Genomic DNA, 6,562 nt, shown 5'->3' on the forward strand with positions numbered 1-6,562 from the left:
CGATCCTTCAAAAATTTTAAATACGTTTTAATAGAAGTAAATGACGTTGTTCGTCCAAGCGCGGAACCTTCAGTTCAATAATCTGACAGCTAAATTCATCTTTTAACGCTGCCACTTCCTCTTCAGGAATCAAACCTTTCATGGAAGCAATAATACTCTGCTCATGTATATACGGTTTAGATGCATTCACAAAATCTGTCAATGAAGCAAATGCACGACTGGTAATCACATCAAACTGACCCAGCTCATTGATACTGTCTTCATTTTCCACACGGGTTTGTACTGCAATGACATTTTTTAATTTTAGGTCTGCAATAAACTGCTTCAGGAAACGAATTTTTTTACCGTTTGAATCCAGTAGTACACATTCACGCTCAGGCTGACATAAAGCAATGATCATGCCCGGCATACCACCACCAGTCCCGATGTCGAGCAAACGACCTGCAGGCAAATCCTTTAGAATACTCAAACTGTCAAGCAGATGCTTAACTAGCATTTCCTTAGGATCACGAATTGCAGTCAAATTGTATGCTTTATTCCACAGCACCAAAGCGTCCTGGTACTTGAGTAATAAATTTAAAGCTTCATCAGACAGCTCTAAACCTAAAGCCTGGCTACCCTGCTTTAGTTCTTGAAAAAACGTGTGCATAAACAATCAACGCTCGAAAAAGTTAAGTGGAAGTATACCGTTTTCTCTATATTGGCACAGTAGGGAGTGCTTAGTGAATATTCACTTAAGCAGACTTCCCTTCTCGGATCATTAAATCCAATGCATTCAAACGCTCAGGTGTTCCCACATCCACCCAAATACCTGTCAATTTAGAAGAAGCAATCTTGTTTTCCAGCATTGCTGCTTTTAATAGTGGTGCTAAAGGACGTTTTCCAGCCTCTAAGCCTGCAAACATTTTCGGATGAATCACCGATACACCACTAAAAGTCAGGTTTTCACCCGCCACCTGCTGATCAAAGGTATAAGCCTTGCCGTCTGCAAGTGTAAAATCACCGTTAGGGTGCTGCTCCGGGTTTTGTACCAAAACCAGATGTGCCAGATTTTCACCCAGCTCAACATTCAATAAAGGTGCAAAGTCCATGGTTGTCCAGACATCACCATTGACCAGAATAAAAGGCTCATCACCCAGGAGTGGTAAAGCATTAATAATGCCACCGGCTGTTTCCAGCCCTTCACCTTCATGTGACCATAAAATCTTGATACCGAACTGTGAACCGTCACCCAAGGCCTGAGCTAGTTTTTCACCCAACCAAGCCGTATTGATGACAATTTCATTCACGCCCATCGCAGCCAGTTTTTCAATATGCCAGACAATTAGCGGCTTACCACCCACTTCCAGCAAAGGTTTTGGCGTATACAAAGTTAAAGGACGCATGCGGTTGCCCAAGCCAGCCGCGAGAATCATCGCTTTCATTTAGGCCGCTACCTCGTATGAACCATATTTTGCTTCAAAAGCTGGCATCACTTTTTCATGAATAAACTGCATAAATGGCTGTAATTCTGGATAGTCTTTGGTTTCTTCGAGCAGATACCACATCACACGTGGCAGGTCTTTTAGATAGCCAGATTTCCCATCTCGCTCAAATAGACGTACGAAAATACCTAAAATCTTGATATGACGCTGAATCGCCATCATATCCGCATCTTTTTTAAACTGTTCGAAATCACGGTCCTGTTTTGCCGCTGCTGGTAACAGGTCATAGAACACTTTAAACCAGCGATACACGCGATCTGCATTCCACTGTACATAAGCATCACGGGTAATAGAGATCAGGTCATAGGTATCAGCACCAATCACTGCATCCTGAAAATCAATCACACCCAGTTCGGTTTCATTTTCGATTTTCATCAGGTTACGGCTATGAAAATCACGATGCACAATGACTTGAGGTTGTGCCAAAGCAGCATTCGCCAGTATCGCAAATGTGCGCTTGATCAAAGCAGATTCCGCTTCAGTAGGCTGGATTTTTAGAGCAGGTAGCATCCAGTCAGTCAGCAACTCCATTTCAGAAATAAGCTTCTCATAAGAATAAGCAGGAAACTGACCTTCTCCAGGAATGGACTGCAGCTGAATCAGCTGTTTAAAACTTTGCTGATAATAGGCATCAACCGTCTGATCATTCAGCAGATTTGACAACAGCACATCACCAAAATCTTCGAGCAGCAAAAAACCATTTTCCAGGTCTTTGGCCACGATGTGTGGAATACGTACGCCATGGGCATCAAAAAATTCATCAATCGTCACAAAAGGCACACAATCTTCTTTTTCTGGTGGTGCATCCATGAGCATAAATGTTTTATTATTCAGTTTGATTCGTGCATAACGACGAAAACTTGCATCGCCTGCTAAAAAATGTGTTTCAAATTGATCTGAACCGAGTACAGAAGCAATCCAAGATTGTATCAATTGTTCGCGTTGAGTATTCATTTGCAATAAATTCTAGTACAGGCTGAGTTTTTAAAGTGCTAAGTGTAGCTACTTATCAACTTTTTCTCTATGATGCGACAATAATTAATTGCGATAAAAGCATGATTGGTTAATGAGACAAATGAAGCATCACTTTAAAATAAACCCTCTAGCGACTGCGATCTTAACCCTTTTATGTAGTAGCTCGGTCTCAAGCTATGCTGCATCAAATGACTCATCCAATGTAAATGCGGAACAACTTAAACAGCGCATTAATGAGACCTATCCCGGTGAAGCATTCTTCTCACAATATTATGTAGATAAATCTTCACCGGAAGCACAGCAGCGTCAAGGTAAATACCTCAGTTCAGCCTATTGTGAAGGCGCCTGGGTCACTCCAATTGCACCTGATGCACCGACGATTGACCCTGAACAGGCAACTTCAACCATTACTGCAGACTATGGTCATTATAATCCGGCCGGTGATTCCTACTTAGAAGGCAATGTGGTCATTGATCAGGAAGGTCGCCAGATTCGTGCGGAACGCGTGACGATTGATCAGACTCAAACCTATGCTAAGGCAGAAGGTCAAGTCCAATTGGCCCAAGGTGGCTTGATTTCGCAAAGCGATGATATCAATTACAACCTGAAAACCCAGCAAGGTGACTTAAACAACAGTTTCTTCATTGCCGAAGAACAACATGCGCATGGCCGTGCTGAAAAGATTGCCAAAACTTCTGACGATACGCTTGAACTAGAAAATGCCACCTATTCTACCTGTCCACCTGAACAGAAACCGGCCTGGAAAATTCAGGCAGATCAAATCAAGCTGAATCAGGAAACCGGTCGTGGTGAAACCCGAAATACCAAGCTCTATGTGAAAGATGTTCCGGTACTGGCTGTTCCTTATTTTAACTTCCCAATCGATGATCGCCGTACCACTGGGATTCTGACGCCAACTTTCGGATTTACCAATGATGGCGGCCTGGAATTGGGTGTACCGGTTTATCTCAATTTGGCACCACAATATGATGCGACCATTACGCCACGTTATATTAGTGACCGTGGTGCGATGCTGGATGGCGAGTTTCGTTATCTAACAGAAAACTATGGTGAAGGCCGGATTTGGGGTGGCTACCTGCCATCTGATGAAAGTTATAGCAATAAAGACCGTAAAGACCTGCACTTCCTGCATAACTGGCAAATCAACGATCAGTTCTCAACAAATCTTGAATATAATTACGCATCAGACAAGGACTTTTTTGCCGATCTGGATAATAACCCAGATTCAAAAACAGACCTGAACTTGCGCCGTGCTTGGGAAGTTAATTATAAAAATGGTATCCCCGGCTTAAAAGCTCAATTTAAAGTTGAAGATTTCCAGACGCTTGATCCTGCCGTTCTGGATGAGGACCGCCCTTATGCGCGTTTGCCGCAGCTTTTGGTGAATTATAAGACCGGTAACCCACTGGGTTTACAATACGAATTTAATAACGATACGGCTTATTTCCAGAAAGACATCAGAAATACTGAAAATATTGATACCGGTGATGAAGCCATCTATCAACCAAGTGGTACACGCATCTATAATGATTTCTCGGTACGCTATAATCACTTTACCCCTTGGTCATTCTTCATTCCTCAGGCGACATTACGCAATATCAATACTTTCTATGATCAAGATACTATTGATCGTATTAATAATAATCAAACCAGCTCATCAAGTGAAAATCATTCTATCGTAGTGCCACAATTTACGCTGGACACCGGTTTAATTTTTGAAAAAGATGGTCGCTATTTACAGACCTTGACGCCTCGCCTGTTTTACGCTTATTCACCATATGAAAATCAGCGCAATCAGCCAAACTTTGACTCTGTCGTAGCCTCAATTAATTATGATCAATTATTTAGTGCACGCCGCTTCTATGGTAATGACCGCTTAGAAGACAATAACTTTGCTTCTTTAGGTCTTAGTTACAGTTTATTTAATGAAGAAGGTTTAGAGCGATTACGCGCCAGTGTGGGACAAAGTTTCTTCTTTGAAGATCGCCGTGTCACATTAGATCGTGAAGCAGATAAATTTGATCGTGAAAGCCATACTGGTCCAGTTATTCAGCTTAGAAGTCAGTTAAACAAAAACGTGCATGTCAACCTAAATTCTAGCTGGATGTCGAATGGCTCCAATGCCCAGCGTGATGTACAGGTTTATTATACGGGCGATCAGGGCAATCTATATAACGTAGGCTATTTCTATCGTAAAGATATTCCAAACCGCCAGGAAAGTTATGATCAGGTGGTTGGCTCATTTATCCAGCCAATTGCCAATAACTGGCGTCTGGTCGGCCATGCACAATTTGACCTGGACAATAGTGTCGCACGTGAATATTTACTTGGCGTAAACTATGAGTCATGCTGTTGGGGAGTATCTGTCTATGGCCGCTCATACTACAATGACCTAGACGATATCAATGACCCGGATGTGAAAGCGAAACGTGCAGTGATGGCTGAAGTAACGCTTAAAGGTCTTGGCGGGTTAAGCAACAAGCTAACCTCATTACTAGAAAATCGTATTCTAGGTTTTAACAATATCAATCAAACTTGGACAGAACGTTAATGAAGACAAAACAGTTAAAACAAATTTTTAAAGCGACCGCACTTGCGCTATGTCTTTCTTCAGCGATGACGACTTTTGCTGTTGCCCAACCTAAAGATGAAGTTGTAGCTGTTGTCGACAATAGCGCTATTCTGCGTAGTGATCTGGCACAAAGCGTTGCTGAAATTTCTCACCAGTTGCAAAAGCAAAACAAGCCTGTTCCACCGCAACCTTATCTTGAACAACAAGCACTTGAACAGCTAATTGTACGTCAGGCTCAACTGGAACAGGTTAAACGCTACAATATTCGTCCAGATGAAAAATCTTTAAATGAAGCAGTGCTTAAAGTAGCACGTGATTCAGGCTCCCCTAGCTTGGAAGCTTTCCAGCAAAAATTGGATGCTATCGCGCCGAATACGTATGCCTCTTTACGTAACCGTATTGCAGAAGATCTAGCACTTAGCCGTTTACGTCAGCAAGCCGTAAATTCACGTATTCAAATCAGTGATCAAGATGTTAAAAACTTCCTGAATACACCACAAGGTCAAGCTTTGTTAGGTAGCCAGGTACATGTTCTGCATTTACGTATAACCGGAGAAAATGCTCAACAGATTGCTGCGCAAGTAAGAAATGATTTAAGCAGCAGCAATGATATTCAGGCGATCAGCAAAAAATATTCAACTGGCGATATTAAAGTAGATGCGTCTGATATGGGCGTGCGAAATTTATCAGAGATCCCAGGCGAACTCGCTGCACGTGTTTCTACTTTGCAAGCGGGTCAAACATCTGAACTGATTCCTGCGGCAGATGGCGTGCATGTCCTGAAACTTTTAGAGCGTAAAGGTGGTGAGCAGAAAGCACTGGTTCCTCAGTACCAGACCCGTCATATTCTGATTCAAACATCAGAAGTGGTTAGCCCAGAAAATGCCAAACAGATGATCGATAGCTTGTATGCGCGTCTTAAGCAAGGTGAAGATTTTGCAGTATTGGCGTCTACTTTCTCTAATGACACAGGTTCAGCGCGTGATGGCGGCAGTTTAGGCTGGGTCAGCCCAGGTGTCATGGTACCTGAATTTGAACAGCGTATGAAAAGTACGGCAGTAGGTCAGATTAGTGAACCGTTCCAGTCACAATTTGGCTGGCATATCCTGCAAGTGACCGATACACGTCAACAGGATATGACTCAGGAATATCAGGAACGTATGGCCCGCCAGATTCTGGGTGAACGCCAGTTTGATGCTGAGCTAGATAGCTGGTTACGTGAAACCCGTAGCAATGCCTATGTAGAAATTAAAGATCCACAGCTAGATCCTAAACGCGCTCGTTAATTTAAGAGAAGAAAAGCCAGCATTATACTGGCTTTTTTAATGACTTAATTCTTTAAATAATAAAAAGCCTCTTATTAAGAGGCTTTTTATTTCAGATCCGATTAACGATTGTTTTCGTCGTCAGAAGAATCTTCAAATTTTGAATCGTTGTCAAAACCAGCGCCTTGACCACCGAAACCAGCGCCTTGACCACCAAAGCCAGCACCTTGACCACCGAAGCCACC

The 6,562-nt window shown here is 42.6% G+C and carries 5 protein-coding genes and 1 pseudogene; 2 read left to right on the forward strand and 4 right to left on the reverse strand.

What is annotated here, in order from left to right; all coding sequences use genetic code 11:
- Positions 1-16 precede the first annotated feature (16 nt).
- The 3 genes from rsmG to B3J29_RS03900 form a co-directional block, all read right to left on the reverse strand.
- Entirely contained in the window at positions 17-649 is a 633-nt protein-coding gene (rsmG, locus tag B3J29_RS03890; RefSeq protein WP_005236158.1) for a 16S rRNA (guanine(527)-N(7))-methyltransferase RsmG, read from the reverse strand.
- 85 nt (positions 650-734) lie between these two features.
- Positions 735-1,424 (reverse strand): N-acetylmuramate alpha-1-phosphate uridylyltransferase MurU, encoded by a 690-nt coding sequence (murU, locus tag B3J29_RS03895; protein WP_005236160.1) that lies wholly within the window; start codon positions 1,422-1,424, stop codon positions 735-737.
- The gene (locus B3J29_RS03900) at positions 1,425-2,438 is read right to left on the reverse strand and encodes an aminoglycoside phosphotransferase family protein (RefSeq protein ID WP_005236162.1); all 1,014 of its coding nucleotides are present in this window, start codon (positions 2,436-2,438) and stop codon (positions 1,425-1,427) included.
- A gap of 121 nt (positions 2,439-2,559) precedes the next feature.
- Here B3J29_RS03900 and lptC point away from each other — a divergent pair, with 121 nt between their 5' ends.
- Positions 2,560-5,031 carry an LPS export ABC transporter periplasmic protein LptC gene (gene lptC / locus B3J29_RS03905; RefSeq protein ID WP_034581013.1) on the forward strand — a complete coding sequence of 824 codons (2,472 nt, stop codon included), beginning with the start codon at positions 2,560-2,562 and terminating at the stop codon, positions 5,029-5,031.
- Positions 5,031-6,338, forward strand: a complete 1,308-nt coding sequence (locus B3J29_RS03910; protein ID WP_261635451.1) for a peptidylprolyl isomerase — start codon at positions 5,031-5,033, stop codon at positions 6,336-6,338. The genes lptC and B3J29_RS03910 overlap by 1 nt, the downstream gene beginning before the upstream one ends.
- Before the next feature lie 101 nt (positions 6,339-6,439).
- Here the strand turns inward: B3J29_RS03910 and B3J29_RS03915 are convergent.
- A pseudogene (locus B3J29_RS03915) lies at positions 6,440-6,562 on the reverse strand (RNA chaperone Hfq); the annotation flags it as partial.

Source organism: Acinetobacter sp. UBA5984 (assembly GCF_002429925.1).
Lineage (GTDB): Bacteria > Pseudomonadota > Gammaproteobacteria > Pseudomonadales > Moraxellaceae > Acinetobacter > Acinetobacter variabilis.

Excerpts from the sequence above, each read along its gene's own strand:
- rsmG (WP_005236158.1), bottom strand. The coding sequence starts at position 649 with ATGCACACGTTTTTTCAAGAACTAAAGCAGGGTAGCCAGGCTTTAGGT.
- murU (WP_005236160.1), bottom strand. The coding sequence starts at position 1,424 with ATGAAAGCGATGATTCTCGCGGCTGGCTTGGGCAACCGCATGCGTCCT.
- B3J29_RS03900 (WP_005236162.1), bottom strand. The coding sequence starts at position 2,438 with ATGAATACTCAACGCGAACAATTGATACAATCTTGGATTGCTTCTGTA.
- lptC (WP_034581013.1), top strand. The coding sequence starts at position 2,560 with ATGAAGCATCACTTTAAAATAAACCCTCTAGCGACTGCGATCTTAACC.
- B3J29_RS03910 (WP_261635451.1), top strand. The coding sequence starts at position 5,031 with ATGAAGACAAAACAGTTAAAACAAATTTTTAAAGCGACCGCACTTGCG.